This window comes from Streptomyces sp. NPDC034037 (assembly GCF_055575715.1).
In genome coordinates this window covers 682,520-698,437 of sequence record NZ_JBVISC010000003.1, presented here as the reverse complement: position 1 = coordinate 698,437, position 15,918 = coordinate 682,520, and the positions used below count along the sequence as shown (strand labels likewise).

General features: G+C 68.1%; 15 protein-coding genes and 1 pseudogene. 6 read left to right on the top strand and 10 right to left on the bottom strand.

Features of this window, described 5'->3' with window-relative positions; all coding sequences use genetic code 11:
- Nucleotides 1-21 precede the first annotated feature (21 nt).
- Nucleotides 22-426 carry a hypothetical protein gene (locus tag ACZ516_RS13620; RefSeq protein WP_358589233.1) on the bottom strand — a complete coding sequence of 135 codons (405 nt, stop codon included), beginning with the start codon at nucleotides 424-426 and terminating at the stop codon, nucleotides 22-24.
- Between the two features lie 110 nt (nucleotides 427-536).
- Nucleotides 537-1,736 carry a PP2C family protein-serine/threonine phosphatase gene (locus tag ACZ516_RS13615; protein ID WP_361088279.1) on the bottom strand — a complete coding sequence of 400 codons (1,200 nt, stop codon included), beginning with the start codon at nucleotides 1,734-1,736 and terminating at the stop codon, nucleotides 537-539.
- Nucleotides 1,737-2,051: 315 nt separating this feature from the next.
- On the opposite strand from ACZ516_RS13615, the gene ACZ516_RS13610 reads away from it, so the two are divergent.
- Nucleotides 2,052-2,906, top strand: coding sequence for a SigB/SigF/SigG family RNA polymerase sigma factor (locus ACZ516_RS13610; protein WP_361088333.1), 855 nt, complete (start codon nucleotides 2,052-2,054; stop codon nucleotides 2,904-2,906).
- A gap of 35 nt (nucleotides 2,907-2,941) precedes the next feature.
- On the opposite strand, the gene ACZ516_RS13605 is transcribed toward ACZ516_RS13610, so the two are convergent.
- The gene (locus ACZ516_RS13605) at nucleotides 2,942-3,667 is read right to left on the bottom strand and encodes an alpha/beta fold hydrolase (protein WP_469010183.1); all 726 of its coding nucleotides are present in this window, start codon (nucleotides 3,665-3,667) and stop codon (nucleotides 2,942-2,944) included.
- A 57-nt stretch (nucleotides 3,668-3,724) separates the two neighbouring features.
- Nucleotides 3,725-4,696 carry an alpha/beta hydrolase gene (locus tag ACZ516_RS13600; RefSeq protein WP_469010181.1) on the bottom strand — a complete coding sequence of 324 codons (972 nt, stop codon included), beginning with the start codon at nucleotides 4,694-4,696 and terminating at the stop codon, nucleotides 3,725-3,727.
- 305 nt (nucleotides 4,697-5,001) lie between these two features.
- On the opposite strand from ACZ516_RS13600, the gene ACZ516_RS13595 reads away from it, so the two are divergent.
- The 3 genes and pseudogenes from ACZ516_RS13595 (at nucleotide 5,002) to ACZ516_RS13585 (ending at nucleotide 7,105) form a co-directional block, all read left to right on the top strand.
- Nucleotides 5,002-5,922, top strand: coding sequence for a pirin family protein (locus ACZ516_RS13595; RefSeq protein WP_469010179.1), 921 nt, complete (start codon nucleotides 5,002-5,004; stop codon nucleotides 5,920-5,922).
- A 240-nt stretch (nucleotides 5,923-6,162) separates the two neighbouring features.
- Nucleotides 6,163-6,390 (top strand): annotated as a pseudogene (locus ACZ516_RS13590) (Rrf2 family transcriptional regulator); the annotation flags it as partial.
- Nucleotides 6,391-6,580: 190 nt separating this feature from the next.
- Complete coding sequence (locus ACZ516_RS13585; protein WP_469010178.1) at nucleotides 6,581-7,105, top strand: transposase; 525 nt, start codon at nucleotides 6,581-6,583, stop codon at nucleotides 7,103-7,105.
- Here the strand turns inward: ACZ516_RS13585 and ACZ516_RS13580 are convergent.
- Complete coding sequence (locus tag ACZ516_RS13580) at nucleotides 7,102-7,746, bottom strand: hypothetical protein (protein ID WP_469010177.1); 645 nt, start codon at nucleotides 7,744-7,746, stop codon at nucleotides 7,102-7,104. The two genes, ACZ516_RS13585 and ACZ516_RS13580, sit on opposite strands and share 4 nt — an antisense overlap.
- Nucleotides 7,747-8,010: 264 nt before the next feature.
- Here ACZ516_RS13580 and ACZ516_RS13575 point away from each other — a divergent pair, with 264 nt between their 5' ends.
- Together ACZ516_RS13575 and ACZ516_RS13570 are read left to right on the top strand one after the other, a co-directional pair.
- Nucleotides 8,011-9,186 carry an ABC1 kinase family protein gene (locus tag ACZ516_RS13575; protein WP_469010175.1) on the top strand — a complete coding sequence of 392 codons (1,176 nt, stop codon included), beginning with the start codon at nucleotides 8,011-8,013 and terminating at the stop codon, nucleotides 9,184-9,186.
- The gene (locus ACZ516_RS13570) at nucleotides 9,144-9,920 is read left to right on the top strand and encodes a helicase associated domain-containing protein (protein ID WP_469010174.1); all 777 of its coding nucleotides are present in this window, start codon (nucleotides 9,144-9,146) and stop codon (nucleotides 9,918-9,920) included. Before ACZ516_RS13575 ends, ACZ516_RS13570 begins: the two co-directional genes overlap by 43 nt.
- A 332-nt stretch (nucleotides 9,921-10,252) precedes the next feature.
- On the opposite strand, the gene ACZ516_RS13565 is transcribed toward ACZ516_RS13570, so the two are convergent.
- The 5 genes from ACZ516_RS13565 to ACZ516_RS13545 form a co-directional block, all read right to left on the bottom strand.
- Nucleotides 10,253-11,560, bottom strand: coding sequence for an ABC transporter ATP-binding protein (locus ACZ516_RS13565; protein WP_361088297.1), 1,308 nt, complete (start codon nucleotides 11,558-11,560; stop codon nucleotides 10,253-10,255).
- 49 nt (nucleotides 11,561-11,609) lie between these two features.
- Entirely contained in the window at nucleotides 11,610-12,014 is a 405-nt protein-coding gene (locus ACZ516_RS13560; RefSeq protein ID WP_469010172.1) for a DoxX family membrane protein, read from the bottom strand.
- A gap of 245 nt (nucleotides 12,015-12,259) precedes the next feature.
- Nucleotides 12,260-12,916 (bottom strand): lytic polysaccharide monooxygenase, encoded by a 657-nt coding sequence (locus ACZ516_RS13555; RefSeq protein WP_469010171.1) that lies wholly within the window; start codon nucleotides 12,914-12,916, stop codon nucleotides 12,260-12,262.
- 89 nt (nucleotides 12,917-13,005) lie between these two features.
- Nucleotides 13,006-13,548, bottom strand: coding sequence for a DoxX family protein (locus tag ACZ516_RS13550; protein WP_469010170.1), 543 nt, complete (start codon nucleotides 13,546-13,548; stop codon nucleotides 13,006-13,008).
- 8 nt (nucleotides 13,549-13,556) lie between these two features.
- Nucleotides 13,557-15,884 (bottom strand): family 49 glycosyl hydrolase, encoded by a 2,328-nt coding sequence (locus ACZ516_RS13545; protein WP_469010168.1) that lies wholly within the window; start codon nucleotides 15,882-15,884, stop codon nucleotides 13,557-13,559.
- Nucleotides 15,885-15,918: the final 34 nt, after the last annotated feature.

Genomic DNA, 15,918 nt, shown 5'->3' with positions numbered 1-15,918 from the left:
CGCCGTCCTGACCCGCTCGCGTCAGCGGATGGTGACCTGGACGGTGTTGGAGACGGCGCCGCCGCCCACGACCCGGATCTTGTTCAGGCCCTTGATGCCGAGCTTGACGCGCAGGTTGTACGTGTTGTTGCGGGCGGTGTTCATCTGGGCCGGCAGGGACACCCACCGCTTGCCCTGCATCTGCTGGAGCGTCACGCGCGTCCCGGCGCGCATGTTCTTGGCGGCGCCGTGGACCCGGAACTGGTGCCAGGCCGGGATGGCGCGCACCGTCGCCTGCGCGGTGAGCGTCGGGCGCGGCGCGGACTTGCGGGCCGCGCCCGGGTCGTCGTCGGCGGAGGTGGCGAAGGCGTGCGCCGCCGTGAGGGGGGCGGCGCACAGCAGCAGACCGGCGCTGAAAGTGACGGCACGCGTCAGGACAGGGTTCATGCGATCTCCAGGGAGCCCGAGGGAGGGGGACCGCAGTAATTTAAGACAAATCATCACAATTTATGGGTAATGACATGCCGGGGTGACATCGACGCTGGTGACAGGCGGGGTCACCGGGCGCCCGGGGGGCGCCATTCGAGCAGCAGGAGCGTCGCGTCGTCCCGCAGCCGGTTGTGCTGCCGGTCGAGGATGGAGTGGATGAGCTGGCGCAGCGCCTCCGGGGCCGACTCGCCCGCGGCGGTGGCCCGGATGATGCTGTCGGTGAACCGCTCCAGGCCGAACTCCGTGTCGCCCCCGGTCCGCAGCTCGGTGACGCCGTCGGTGTACATGAGCACCCGGTCGCCGGGCTGCAGCGCCTCCTCGTGCACCTCCCACTTGGCGCGGGCGAGCAGCGCGGGCGTCCCCAGGGGCGGCTGCGGCGGACGTTCCAGGGCGCGGTCGAGTACCCGGTGGCCGCGGATGAGCAGGGGCGGCGGATGGCCGCAGTTGCACCAGCGCAGCACGCCGCCCGCCAGATCCAGCTGGGCGAGGATCCCCGTGCAGAACTGCTCGGGCAGCCACTGGGCGAGCGCGTCCTGGACGGTGTCGACCAGCTCGGGCAGCTCCACCTTGGCCCGGCGGGCGTTGCGGCAGCCGGCCATGGCCACGGCGGTCGTCAGGCCGGAGGCGAGGTTGTGGCCCATGGCGTCGAGGATCGTCACGTGCAGGGTGGAGTGCGTCAGGGAGTGGTCGAAGACGTCGCCCCCGATGTCGTACGCCGGTTCGAGCACGGCGGTCGAGATGACGTCGGCGTTGCCGATGGTCCTCGGCGGCAGAAAGGCCCGGAGCATCTCGGCGGGCAGCTCCATGGGCTGCGACCGGGTCCGACGCGCGAAGGTGTCGCTGGAGGCGCGCTTCGAGGTGATCACCATGGCCAGGATCGAGGCCAGCGTGCGGCAGCGGCGCAGCAGCAGGCCGTCGATCACCGAGGCCGTGGCGCCGATGACCCCCAGCCGCTCCACTCCGTCGATCAGCGGCAGCCACGTCGTGATCCGCCCGTGGGCCAGCTCCTCCACGCGCAGCTCATGGGCCCGGTAGGCCGAACCGGCCACGGAGCTGTCCACGCCGAGGGCGGTCGACCCCTCGGCCAGCGGCACCAGGTGGCGCTGCTGGAGATCCACCAGGTACACGTCGACGCGGTCGAGCCCCGCGGCGTCGGCGAAGCGCTGCACCAGGCCGGGCAGGTCCACCGGGGTCGCCGCGTGCGCCGCGGCGAGCAGCTGTTCCAGCAGCTGCTCGCCGGGACCGGGCACCCAGGGCTGGCTCGACATCTGTGATCACCACCTCACAGGCAGTCTCACATCAGGCCCCCGATCCCGCCCGTGTGGAGAGGGCCGAACGGCACGGCCGGCCCTCGGGCGATCGAGGCCCTTGGTCCCCGAGGTGAGGGAGGAAGGTCCCGGTACACGGCCTTCCGCTTGTGGAATCACACCGCAGACCGCAGCGCAGCACGCGAAGGAGCCTCCATTCATGGACCTCGGGGCCTGAGCCGGACCGGACCCGAGCGAGTACGCCACGACACGGGAAGACAGAAGATGTTCGTTCGAGCCACCGACGTGGAACAGGCCGTAGATCCGACCGAAGGGATGCAGGGAGAGACCGGCAACCGGGCGGAGAACGCCCCTCTCCCGTTGATCGAGGAGGCCCACCGGGTCGCGCCGCAGGACGCGCGGGAGCTGTCGAAGCTGTTCTTCGAGCGGCTCGGGACCCTGGAAGAGGGGTCGGCCGACCACACGTACGCGCGCACCACCCTGATCGAGATGAACCTCTCCCTGGTGCACTACGTGGCGGGCCGGTTCCGCAACCGCGGCAACGGCCAGCTGGAGGACATCGTCCAGGTGGGCACCGTCGGCCTGATCAAGGCGATCGACCGGTTCGACGCGAGCCGGGGGTTCGAGTTCGTCTCGTTCGCGGTGCCCTGCATCCTCGGCGAGATCAAGCGCCACTTCCGCGACACGAGCTGGGCCGTGCACGTGCCGCGCAGGCTCCAGGAGCTGCGCCACCGGATCTCCGCCTCCCAGGAGCGGCTCTCCTCGGTGCTCGGCCGCGAGCCCACGGTGAAGGAGCTGGCGGCCGATCTGGAGGTGAGCGAGGAACAGGCGCTGGAGGCGATCATGGCCGCCAACGGATACGCGGCCGGGTCCATCGACACCCCGCACGGCTCGTGCGACGACGGCGAGACGCACAAGGGGGGCCGCTCGCTCGCCGACGTCATGGGCGCCCCGGACCCGGCCATCGAGACCTTCGAGCACCTGCACGCCCTCGCCCCGCTGCTTGCCGGACTCGGCGAGCGGGAGCGCCGCATCATCGAGATGCGCTTCGGCCAGGAGCTGACCCAGGCCGAGATCGGCGCCGCCCTCGGCCTCTCGCAGATGCACGTCTCACGTCTGCTGTCCCGCACCCTGGCTCAACTGCGGAGGGGCCTGCTCACCCACGGGTGACGGTGGGCACGGCCGGCGGCCGGTCCCTCGTCCGGTCAGCTCGTGGCGCGCACCGCGTCCCGGATCAGCTCGGCGACCTCCCGGGGCCGGGACACCGCGACGGCATGCGAGGCGCCCGCCAGCTCCACGGTCGTCGCGCCGGCCCGCTGCGCGCCGAAACGCTCGACGTCGGGGTTGATCGCCTGGTCCGCCGCCGCGACGAGCGCCCATGAAGGCGTGGTCTTCCACGCGGCGACCGCGGCCGGCTCCGTGAACGCGGAGGCGGCGAGCGGACGTTGGGACACCGCGAGGACCTTGGTGACCTCCGCCGGCACGTCGGCGGCGAAGATCTCCGGGAACGCCTCGGCGCGGATGGTCACCTCGACGGCCGGCTCGCCGTCCCGCACCGGGTACGTCGCCTGGGTGAGGTTGCTGACGAGGGAGGACAGGGGAAAGCGGTCCTGCAACTCACCGAGGCTCTCGCCCTGTTCGGGGACGTAGGCCGCGATGTAGACGAGCCCGACGACGTTCTCCGCGGCTCCGGCCACGGTGATCAGCGCACCCCCGTAGGAGTGGCCGACCAGCACCACGGGCCCGTCGATCCGGGCGACCACGGAGGAGATGTACGCGGCGTCGGCGACCAGGCCGCGCAGCGGATTGGGCGGCGCGATCACCGGGATGCCGTGACCCTGGAGTTCGGCGACGACGCCGCGCCAGCTCGCGGCGTCCGCGAACGCGCCGTGCACCAGGACGGCGGTGGGCAGGGAAGTGTTGTCGGTCATGACAAGTGGCTCTTCTCGTTGTGGGTCTCGGGAGGTGGTTCGGCTGCGGCCGGGGGGTCAGCCCGCGTGGAGCGCCGTGCGCAGCGTGCCGACGGCCAGGGTGATGGCGGCCTCGGCGGCATGCGTCCCGCGAAGGGCGTCGAGCATGACGAAGTCGTGGATGACGCCCTGGAAGCGGACGGCGGTCACCGCCACCCCGGCCGCGCGCAGCTTGTTGGCGTAGGCCTCGCCCTCGTCACGCAGCACGTCGGCCTCGCCGGTGACGACGAGCGCCGGCGGCAGCCCGGCGAGCTGCTCGGTGGTGGCCCGCAGCGGGGAGGCGGTGATCTGGGCGCGCTCGGCCTCGTCGGTCGTGTACTGGTCCCAGAACCACTGCATGCCGTCGCGCCGCAGGAAGTAGCCGGTGGCGAACTGGTGGTAGGAGCCGGTGTCGAAGGCCGCGTCCGTGACCGGGTAGAACAGCACCTGCTGGACCAGCGGCACGTCACCGCGCGCCTTCGCCATCAGGGTGAGCGCGGCGCTCATGTTGCCGCCCACCGAGTCGCCCGCCACGGCCAGCCGGGAGCCGTCCAGGTCCTTGGCGGCGCCTTCTCGGACGATCCATTGGGCGACCGCGTAGTTCTGCTCGATGGCGACGGGGTAGCGGGCCTCGGGGGAGAGGTCGTACTCCGGGAAGACCACGGCGGCGTGCGCGCCGACGGCCAGCTCGCGCACCAGGCGGTCATGGGTGTGGGCGTTGCCGAACACCCAGCCGGCGCCGTGGATGTAGAGGATCACCGGCAGCGGGCCGGTGCTGCCCCGGGGCCTGACGACGCGTGCCCGGACGCTGCCCGTCGGGCCGCCCTGGACGGTCACCCACTCCTCGTCGATCTCCGGCTTCGCGATCTCGCCGGACTGCACCTCGTCGACGGCCTTGCGTCCCTCGGCGGGCGGCAGCTCGAAGAGGTAGGGCGGCTGGGCGGTCGCCTCGGCGAAAGCGGCGGCGGCCGGTTCCAGGACCGGACGAATGACTTCGGCGGCGTCGGGCATGAAGGACTCCCTGATCTCGGGTGACCGGATGAACCGGTGCGTGTCGAATCCGGGCCGCGACACATGGCGTCGGCACCGATGAATCCCACGCTAGGAGCCGCACGACGGCGACGGTTGCCCTCCAGCGCACCGGTGCTGGTCCCACAGCGCATCGGAACCGGGGCAGTGCGCTGTCGGGACGCATGCGGTGCGCTGAGGCGCCGCTCGGCCGCCGTGAACCGCAATAGCGTCAGGACGGAGGAGCAAGTGCAGCGGGATCAGCGATAATTGTTGAAGTTGCAATCACAAGGGGAGGGGAGCGAGCGATGGCCGAGCGGACAACGCGGGCCCACGTGCTGACGGCGAGGGACGTCCCGTTGGGCGGTCCGAGGGCGATGACCGTACGGCGCACGCTGCCGCAGCGCGCCCGCACGCTGATCGGCGCCTGGTGTTTCATCGATCACTACGGACCCGACGTCGTCGCCGACACGGGTGGCATGGACGTGGCGCCCCACCCGCACACCGGCCTGCAGACGGTGAGCTGGCTCTTCGCCGGGGAGATCGAGCACCGGGACAGCCTCGGCAACCACGCACTGGTGCGGCCCGGCGAGCTGAACCTCATGACGGGCGGCCACGGCATCAGCCACTCCGAGGTCTCCACGGCGGGCACCACCGTCCTGCACGGCGTCCAACTGTGGGTCGCGCTCCCCGGCGAACACCGCCACACGCCGGCCGACTTCCGTCACCACGCGCCGGACACGGTCCGGGTAGCAGGCGCCGAGATCAGGGTGTTCCTCGGCTCACTCGCGGGCGACACCTCCCCGGTGGCCACCTTCACACCGCTGCTGGGCGCCGAACTCCTCCTCGCACCCCGCGCGGTGGTCACCCTGGACATCGCCCCGGACTTCGAACACGGCCTGCTCGTCGACCAGGGAGAGGTCCGCATGTCCGGAACGCCGCTGCGCCCGACGGAACTGGGGTACCTCGGCCCCGGACACGGAACGCTGACCCTGACGAACGAAACCGACGCACCCGCCCGGACCGTCCTGCTCGGCGGCACGCCGTTCGAGGAGCGGATCGTCATGTGGTGGAACTTCATCGGCCGCACGCAGGCGGACATCGCACGGGCCCGTGACGACTGGATGACCGGCGACCGCTTCGGCGTCGTGAAGGGATACGACGGGGACCCACTCCCCGCCCCCGAACTGCCGAACGTGCCGCTGAAACCACGGGGGAGGGTGCGCTGAACTGGGGTTTTGCGTCCGGGACAGGCGAGCGGGAGGCCTCTCGGGAGAGGTCGTGCTCGCTCGCGGCGGGCGTACCGGAAGGGCTGGGCCGGTCTCAGATGTGATCGGCCCGACCGCGGGTCCCGGCTTGCGCGTGTCGGCACGTGTGACCAGGTTTAATCGGACTCATGCTGACCCTTTGCTGACTCTACTGACGAGTAATCATATCGGCGGTCCCTTGACTGTGTGCTGGTGGGAGAGCTGGCACGCGAGCTGGAGTCGATGACCCTGCTCGACATGTACGGGGCAGTGGAACCCGGCCCGCTGTTCGCAATGCACCGCACCACCCCGGACCAGGGATGCGTGGGGGGCCACGGCATCCAGCTGGCGATGCGGAGCGTCTACGAGGGCATCGAGGAGACCCTGAGGCACGAGCTGGCCCGCGTCACGCTCGCGAACGTACTCCGGGACGTACTCGCGTCACCTCGCTGGCCTCCCCGTTACGCCCTAACGTCACCAAGACCCTCCCATCCATGCCCAGGCCGGCGAACAGCCTGGCAGCCAGTCACGCCGAAGACCGTTGCGGTATCAGACCGTGTCTTACGAGCTCGTCACTTGATCTTGTTGTAGTGCCCTGGTCCGGCATGACCGATGTGACGATGACGCCGTTCGGGAGGATGTGAGCACCGGGCCGTGGATCGTGGACGACGACTTGTGGGCGCTGATCGAGCCGCTGCTGCCGCCCTGGCCAGAGAAGCCGCCGGGCCCACGGCCGGTACCGGACCGGCTGTGTCTGCAAGGGCATCCCGTACGTCCTCTACAACGACTAGCCTGGCAACTCCTGCCGCTGAAGCCGGGATTCGGTTCGGGGCAGACCTGCTGGCGGCGTCCGGACCGCTGGCAGCAGGCCGGAGACTTCGGCCAACTGCACCGCATCCTGCTCGCCGAGCTGAACGACCTGATCCGCGAGAGACGCGGCACCCCGCTCAAGGTCATCACCGCCGCGGTAAACGTCAGCGACGTCACCCGAACCCTCGCCCCGGTCGATGGCATCCCGCCCGTAGCCGGACGGCCCGGGCGGCCACGCCGCCGCCCCGCTTCGCTCCTATCGGTGGCAAGGGCTACGCCTTCTCTCGTTGGCCCAGCCTCATCTGCTGGAGACGCCTCAAGAAGGCCAACCCATGATCGTGTTACGAGCTCTTAGGCACGGACGGCTGCGGTCTGCCCCGCCTTCGACCGTCCTGAACGTGCGAAGGGCACGGGACGAGTGCTGTCTTCCGACTGCTCGTGTTGCGCCTCGTGCAGCACCGTGGTGGCGAGGTGGCGCAGGGCGTCCGCGTGTTCCGTGAGGATGCTGAGCGTGTGGGAGTCGTCGGGGTCAGTGAGCAGCAAACGTGCTGCGGTGTTGACGGCTCGCAATCGTGGCTTTTGAGTTTCCCGGTAATAAGCGGGCAGGCAGCGCCAAGCAGTGTTGGCGATCGTGACGAGCCGCCAGATGGGCGACGATGAGGGTTCCGCTTCGTAGAAGCGCAGAGCATAACGGCTGACCAGCCAGTACGACAGTGCCAGTGAGGCGCCTGTGACGGCGTCGAACACCAACCAGAGGTATGGAAGTCGGCGATGCCCGGTCAATTCGTCAGTCAGCCATGCGAGGCTGGCTCCGCCCGCGCCGAAGAGAGTCAAAGCGGCCAGGGCGAAGAGAAGCACGGCCGGAAAGAGGCCAATGCAATTATCGCTTTCCAGGCGGGTGAGTCCTTTCCAGTGCGGAGCGAGGTACCTGGCGTACCGCACAGGACTAGGAGCGGGTTCGATGACGGCGATGCGTTTCGCCCAGCTTACGGTCATAGCGATTCCTTTTCGTGGGATAGCCTGCGCGTATGGGACATTGAAGGAAACGATGCCAGTGCGTATGAGACTCTACCCAATGAATGGAGTATCGTTTTTGCGTAGAATTTTACACCGAATAGCGGGATGCGGCGAAGCGTTTGATATATAAGCAGTATGCGCTCAGAATGTCTGTAAATACCGCTGACAGGTTCACTTCTGGAACGTGACGTCGTTGCGGAGTCCGCCGGTCAGTGACACCGCGAGTGGGGTGCCCTGGCCGTTGTGGATGAGGAGGAGATCCAGCACCGGGCACGGGCGCTGCGCGAGGCCCTGGAGAAACTTGGGCCCTTCTACATCAAGGTCGGCCAGATCCTCTCGACCCGCCCCGACATCGTCCCCCCAGCCGTGGCCGCCGAACTGGCAAAATTACATGACCGGGTGTCCGAGGAGCCGTTCGCCGTCTTCGAGCCAGTCCTTGCGCAGGACCTCGGCCCCTGCTGGGCCAAGAACTTCCGCGACATCGACACCGACCGGCCACTGGGCGCCGCTTCACTGGCGCAGGTCTACCGGGCCACTCTGGCCGACGGCACTCCCGTGGCGCTGAAGATCCAGCGCCCCGGCGTCAGGCCCGTCATCGAAGCCGACATCAAGCTGTTCAACAGGGCAACCAGGATCCTGGGTCGCCAGGCCCCGCGCTTTAACGCCGTTATCGATACCCATGCCATGCTCGGTGTCATCTCCGACGTGATGAGACCCGAACTCGACTTCGTCCTGGAGGCCCGCAACATGCGTGAGGCCCGCGAACAGGTCGCTGGCTACAAGCACTTGCGGGTGCCTGCCGTTCTGTCCGCCACCCCTCGCACACTCGTTCAGACGCTCGCGCCAGGATGCTCCATTGCGGATGCCCGTCGTGCGGACTTCACCCAGCGGGAACGAGAGGGCATCTGCCGTGACCTACTGAGCTTCATGTACCGCTCGTACTTCCTCACCCGCACCTTCCACGCCGACCCCCACCCCGGCAACGTCCTGGTCCACCCCGGCGAACCCGCCCACCTCATCGACTGGGGCGTGGTCGGCCGCATCGACCGCCCCCTGAGCACCAGCATCCTGCTCGTCGTGCTCAGCCTCGCCCAGAACGGCGGCGCAGCCACTGCCAAGGCTTGGATAGAAATGGGGCATGCCACCCCTTGGGCCGAGATTACCGGCTTCATCGAGGACATGGCCGCCCTCGTGCCCCAGGTCGTCACGGCCACACTGGAGGAACCTAACTTCGGTGTGACGCTCACCTCGGTCCTGCAACACTCCACCCGCCGCGGCATCAAAACCAGTCCGATGATCTCCGTACTGGGCGGCTGGCCGGGTTCCCGCTCGGGCAGTGGACCGCCGACGCCCGCCGCTTCCACGCCCGCGGCGACATGGACGAGGACCGCATCACTCAGCTGGACACGCTCGGCATGATCTGGAGCCACTTCGACATCGCCCGGGAAGAAGGGCTGTCCGCCGCCCGCGGGTGGGCCGCCGAACACGGCCACCTCCTGGCCCCGCTGGACGCCACCTACCAGGGATACCGGGTGGGTATCTGGCTCAAGAACGCCCGTGCCGCCGCCCGCAAGGCCGCCCAGAACGAGCAGCGGCGTGCGGAGGGGCTGCCGGTCCAGTCGGCGGCCGGGGTGTTGTCGGACGAGCGGCGCGAGCAGCTGGAAGACATCGACCCCTCATGGTGCCCGAACTGGCCGGTCACCTGGCAGCGGTCCTTCCACCTGGTCCGCATGCACCTGGACGCCGGTGAGGCGCTGCCCACCGAGGCGGGTGACGTCGTGCGCCAGGGCGAGGATCTCGGGCGGTGGGTACAGTCCGTGCGATACGGGTGGGACCAGCTCACCACCGTGCAGCAATGGATGTGCGAACACATCCTCAGGATCACACCCGCCAGCGAGAATGAGAAGCCGCCACCGCGCCGTACACAAGCCGACAAGTGGGCCATGAACTACCAGGCCGCCAAACAGTACTACCAGCGCGAAGGCCACCTTCAGGTCCCCAGGAAGCACGTCGAACGGATCGTCAGCGGCAAAGGCCAGGAGGAACGGGAACACAAGCTGGGCGCCGGGATCGGGAACCAGCGGAGCAGGGCGTCGACCCTGACGCCCGAGCGGATCGAGCTGCTCTCCGCCATCAGCATGCGATGGACATAGCCGACATCGTTGTTGCAGCCGCCCCGCTCACCACCGACTACCTACCCGGTCGACTGCGCCCGAGGCAGCGGGCGAGCAACTAGGGATCTCCGAGAGCACCGCCCCGCACGGATCCGAGCAGCGTTTCGAGGACGGCTGGCACGCCGGAGTCCGCGATGTGATTGGCGCGGAGTGGGCCGTGGTGGAGGACGAGTGCCGCTGCGGCCGGCGAGACGGTTGGCGATGTCGAAGATGGTTGTGTCGCCGCCGGTGGCGGGCAGTGACTCGGCGCCGAGGACGATGCCCAGTCTGGACATGCTGTGATCGACGAGCTACGGCGCCTGCGTGCGTGTTCAGAGTTCCTGCCGGTGTGTGGGGTGAGGGAAGATGCGGTGGCCCTGTGCGTCGAAGAGCAGCAGTGCCCGGATGTCGACGAGGAGGAGGACGCGGTCACCACGCCGGTAGTTGGCTTCTTGCCGGGCGCGCAGGATGAGTTCGCCGGCCCCGTAGTGCTCGGGCAGGGAAGGTGCGGTGCGGGAGGTGGGCGCGGGCCTGTGCGGGAGGGTGCCGCGGAGTCGTCTGATCGTGCTGCGGAGCGCTGTGGCAAAGGAGTTATCGGTGGCCTGAGGCTCCTCACGGGCATCCTCTGCGCGGGGCACATCTGCCGGTTGGGCTCCGACTGTGACGTGGAGCAGGTCTTCGTGGCCCTGGTATTCGACGTGGTTCACAACGGCGGTCAGGGGGCGTTCGTAGGGGGTGGGGGTGGTGTTGATGCGCAGCGCCTCGGGGCGCAGGCCGACGAGGAGTGGCTGGCCTTGGACGACGCGTAGAAGCTGGTGGGTGTGTGCCAGCTCCTGGGGGAGCACGAGTTTTTGTGGTCCGATGCTGAGGGTCATGGCTCCTTCGGTGGGCGCGTACAAGGTGCCATGGATGAGGTTGATGCGAGGGGTGCCCACAAAGGAGGCGACGAAGGCGTTGGCGGGCAGTTCGTAGAGTTCGTTCGGGGTGCCGATCTGCTGCAGGGCGCCGTCGCGCAGGACGGCGACGCGGTCGCCGAGGGCCATGGCTTCGGCCTGGTCGTGGGTGACGTAAACGGTGGTGGCGCCGGTGCGGCGCACTACCAGGAGGATCTCGGTGCGCAGTCGTACGCGCAGGCGTGCGTCGAGGCTGGAGAGCGGTTCGTCCATGAGGAAGACGGAGGGGCGGCGGATGACGGCGCGGCCCATGGCGACGCGCTGGCGTTCTCCGCCGGACATCTGGGCGGGTGTGCGGGTGAGCAGGGAACGGATGCCGAGCAGGTCGGCGACGGCGTTCACGGCCTGCGCGGTGGTGTGCCGGCCCTCACCGCGGGCGGTGAGGGGGAAGGCGATGTTTTCGGCGGCGGTCATGGTGGGATAGAGGGCGAAGTTCTGGAAGACCATGGCCACGTCGCGTTCACTGGCCGACAGGTCCTCGGCCGGTTGCTGACCGAGGAGGAGTTGGCCGCTGGTGATGCTCTCGAGTCCGGCGATCATGCGAAGCAGGGTGGACTTCCCGCAGCCGGAGGGGCCGAGGAGGACGAGGAACTCGCCGGCGTCCAGATGCAGGGAGACGTCGCGGACGGCCTGGTGGCCGCCGGGGTAGGTCTTGCTGAGGTGGTGCAGGGTGATGGCGCTGCCCACGGTTGTTCTCCTGAGGTTCCGTGCAGTGGCTGCGGTTGGGTCAGGTCCTTCAGCGGCCGAGTTCGTCCGCGGTGACGGTAAGGCAGGCGGCGACCAGGACCAGGTTTTTCAATACGTACTGGCCCTCCAAGGTGGGGGCCGCGTGGTGCCACATGACCTCCGGCAGCAGAAACAGCGAGGTGAAGACGCCAGCCATATGCGCATAGAAGAGAGTCAAGGCGGGCCGCAGCAGCAACCCGGTGACGAGGGCGAGCCCGATGAGGGTCTCCGCACCGCCCAAGACGGTCAGGGAGATCTGCGCGGGAATCAGGCCGCACGTCATCTTCGCCATGGCGGCCGCTGCCACCTGTTCGGCCGGGCTGGCGGCAGGAATGAGTTTCAGGAAGCCGAACCAGCAGAAGATCGCACCGACGCTGATGCGCAGGACCGTGATGCTGTGGGGCCGGTAGAACACGGCTGCGCGATGCAGGATCGTCCAGCGGGCCGATGGGCAACGAACGGACGGAGCGGGCCGGGTGGGCGGCTGACGGCGGCTGAGCAGTGGGGAACGCATGCGGGGCATCCGGCGCCTCCGGGCAATTGCTGGGTCAGCGGCGGCTGATGGCCGCCGGATCGTGCGGAGTAGGTGGGGCCCCGCGAGAGAGTGCTACGCCTCTCGCGGGGCCAGGTGCGTGCTCGCTCAGCTTGCTGTGGCGAAGGTCAGCCGAAGTTGACGTCGCTGCACAGGAAGTATTTCTGGTCCATGTGCGACGCCTTCCAGACGGTCACCACGACGTGGCGTCCGCTGTACCCGGACGTGCTGACGTCCGTGGTGTAGTGCGGCTGGTAGGGGTAGCGACCGGTCTTCTTCACCAGCTCCAGGTCGTCCCACCCGATCAGCTGGTACTCCGGGTTGAAGCCCTGCTTGGTGACATAGACCTCGAGCCAGTCCGCGCCGTGTCGCGCCTCGTCGTAGAGGTCGACGGTGAAGTCGGAACCGATGCTGGTCATCTTCCAGGGGCCAGGGCGGTCGAGCGGCCGGTAGTTCGTCTCGCCCTGACCGCCGGCGCTGCAGATCTGGCCGTTGGGGATGACCTGCTTGTAGTTGTCTCCGGTGTTGTTGGCGTAGACGGCCTTCCACGCGCCGATGGCGTTCGGGTTCTCGTGGTAGGTGCGGTAGCACATGGGGTCCTGGGACTCGTCGGGCTCGGTGTAGCCCCAGCGCTGCAAGCAGCCGTAGTTGCGGGTCTCGGGGGTGATGACCGTGCCGTGTGCGGAGGCTGTCGGAGCCTGAGCGAGCAGGCCCAACAGGCAGGTGGCCAATGTTGCGGCGCCCAGCGCGGTACGGCGGGATCGTGAGACGGGGGTGCGGTTCATGCGGTCTTCCTCCGGGTGGGTTGGCGCTCACCGGCCGAAATCGACCGGCTCGCTATTTGCTTGTACATGACACTCTGATAGGTGTCGTTTCACGTGCGGTTGTGGTCGCTCATTTCCCGCGCGGGCTGCTGGAGGCGCGTGGCGAAGGTCAGCAGCTCTTTCAGGGACCATCGGCCGGGGCCGAGTGCGGCGATGAGCAGGAACGCCCAGCAGAACAGGGCGGCCGGCTCACCGCCGTTCTCCAGGGGGAGCAGCCCGTTCGGCTGGTGTTGGACGAAGTAGGCGTAGGCCATGGACCCCGAGCACAGGATCGCCGCCGGGCGGGTGCCCAGGCCGAGCAGGACCAGAGCGCCGCCGCCCAGCTGGATCACCGCTGCCCACCATCCCGGCCACTGGCCCAGGTTGGGGGGTTGCCCGTGTGCTCCGCCCAGAACGTCGAAGAGCGTTGCCGCTCCGTGGCAGGCGAACAGGAGGCCGAGCACGATCCGGAACAGACCCAAAACGGGACCTTGGTATCTGGATGTCTCCACGGCGATGCCCTTTCTCGGTGGGGCTGCGGGACGGCGGCACGGGTTGCCGCACGGTACGGGCGTGGGTGACCACCGGCTCGTGCAGGGCGCATGGGCAGCCATCGGGGCGGTCAGGGGGTGAGGGTCCACTTCTGGCTGGACCAGCCGCCGCAGTCCCACAGGTGCAGACGGGCGCCGTCGGAAGTGCTCTTTTCCTCCACGTCCAGACAGCGGCCGGATTTGGTGTTCTTCAGGGTGCCCGCGGAGGTGAAGACCCACTTCTGGCTGTCCCAGCCGCCGCAGTCCCACAAGTGCGCTTTGGTGCCGTTGGCGGTGCCCGCGTACTCCAGGTCCAGGCACTTGCCGCCGGACTTCAGTTGCTGCCCATCGAGCGTCCAGGTCATGGAGGGGGCGTTGGCGCAGGTCCGCTGCTGGACGGCGGTGCCGTTGGCGGTGCCGTCACCGGCACGGTCGATGCACTTGGAACTCGTGCCGTTGACGATGGTGCCGCGCGTGGCCGGGTCGGGGTTGTTGCCACCTGGGCCCCAGGCGTTCCAGTTGTCCCAGTTCTCGGCGTCGAAGCCGAGCCGGCCGAGCTTGTCTGCGCCCCAGTTGGCGCCGGACTTCTGGATGACGGTGCCGCCGACGGTGTAGTTCTCCAGTTTCAGGCCGCGGCTGTCGCGGGTCTCGTTGCCGAGGCTCACTTTCTGCCCGGCACCGTTGCTGTGCCGTTTGAGCAGGCTGACCTGGGAGGCGGCGTCCAGCTGGTTCCATGCTTCGACCTTGAGGTTCTTGACGTGGATGTTCTCGGTGCTGGACAGGGCGAAGACGCGGATCGCGCAGTTCGTCATGCCTTCCACGGTGATGTTCTCGAAGGTCATGTTCTTCACCCACGCGCCCGGGTCGGCTTTGGTGGTCGAGGCCATGTCCTCCCAGTGCGAGGAGGAATTGAGGATGCAGGTGTTGTACTTGACGTCCTTCCAGTACATGCGGTTGTGGATGATGTGCGTGTTGCTCACGCGCACGTTGTCGATGTTGCGTGGGGTCCAGCCCCACTGGATGACGGGGCCGTTCTCGTTCTTCCAGATGACGGTGTTATCGATGTCGACGTCGCTGTGGTACATCTTCAGCACGTCGTCGTTGGCGTTGAAGAACGTGTTCTTCATGGTGCTGCCGCGGTAGAGCTCGATGCCGTCGGTCTGCCAGTACCAGGAGCCGACCTGCTTGTAGTTGTCGACCCGCATGGCGAAGGTCTGTTCGTCGCCGTAGACCACGAAGGAGTGGTACGGCGGCTCGTTGATGGTCACGCCCTGCAGGTCCAGGTGTTGCTGGCGCCCCTGCGCGGAGGCGAACTGCAGCATCTTCACGCAGCTGGAGTGGCAGTTCGAGGCGCCGCTGAGGTGGTCGTAGTTGTTGTTGGTGTCCGCCTCATAGACGTACCTCTCCCCGGAGAGCACGCCGTAGCCGGTCACCTTGTACAGGCCCTGACTGTCGTCGGGGAAGCGGATGGCGCCCTTGACGTACGCGCCGGGGGCCAGGTAGACCCACTTGACCTGCTTGGGCAGCAGGGCGTGGTACTTGGAGGTCATGTCGTAGGTGCCGGGGCGGAAGTACACGATCTCCTCTTTGATCGTGTTCAGGTCCGTGACCTTGCCCTGCTGGGGGTAGTGGATGCTGCCCGAGTCGGCCGTCGGGATCAGCCGTTCCTTCTCGGCACCGCTCGGAGCCGGCTCGGCGAAGATCATCATGGAGTTGCGGGGCTCGGTGTGGATGGCCCGGTTCCCGCCGCCCTGGTCGGTGAGTCTGCCGGCGTCGTTCGAGGGACCGGACATGTCGTTGTAGGCCGTGTACAGCTGCGGGTCGAACTCGACGGAGAAGCGGTACCCCTTGGCGTCGTAGGGCACCTTGACGCGGACGGTCTTGCTGTCGACCAGTTCCTTGGCGAAGTTGAGGCTGCTGGGCTTGATCTTGACCTGGTCGGCCGAGGAGATCGTCTGGCCATCGCGCAGCGAGACATCGACCCATACATCGGCGGAGTACTGGAAGGACGACCAGCTCATGGTGAGGTTCGCCGACGAGGAGAACTCCGCGCCGTCCTCCTTGGTGTAGCCGATCTTGCCTTTGCCGCTGCGCGGGATGCTCATGTACGCGAAGGAGTCGTACCTGTCGCTCGGGGCGGCCGTGGTGGCCACCTTCACGTCGTAGAACGACGAGCGCCGCACCTTGTCGGCCGCCACCGGGCTGGAGGTGTTGAACTCGTAGTTGTCGTGCCACCACGTTTTCAGCGCGTCACTGTCCGCCGTCGTCGGCTCAGCCGTGGAGGCGGCGCGGGCGTCGGCCGCGGGGCGGGCCGGTGGGGTCGTGGCGACGGCTGTGGCGGTGGGCGCGATGACCCCGGCCAGGGCCAGCGCCAGGCCGACGGCGATCGCCGCCAGTCGTCTTAGTGTTGCTGCGGGCATGCTGATGTCCTTCTCCTTGAGGGATGGCGGTTCC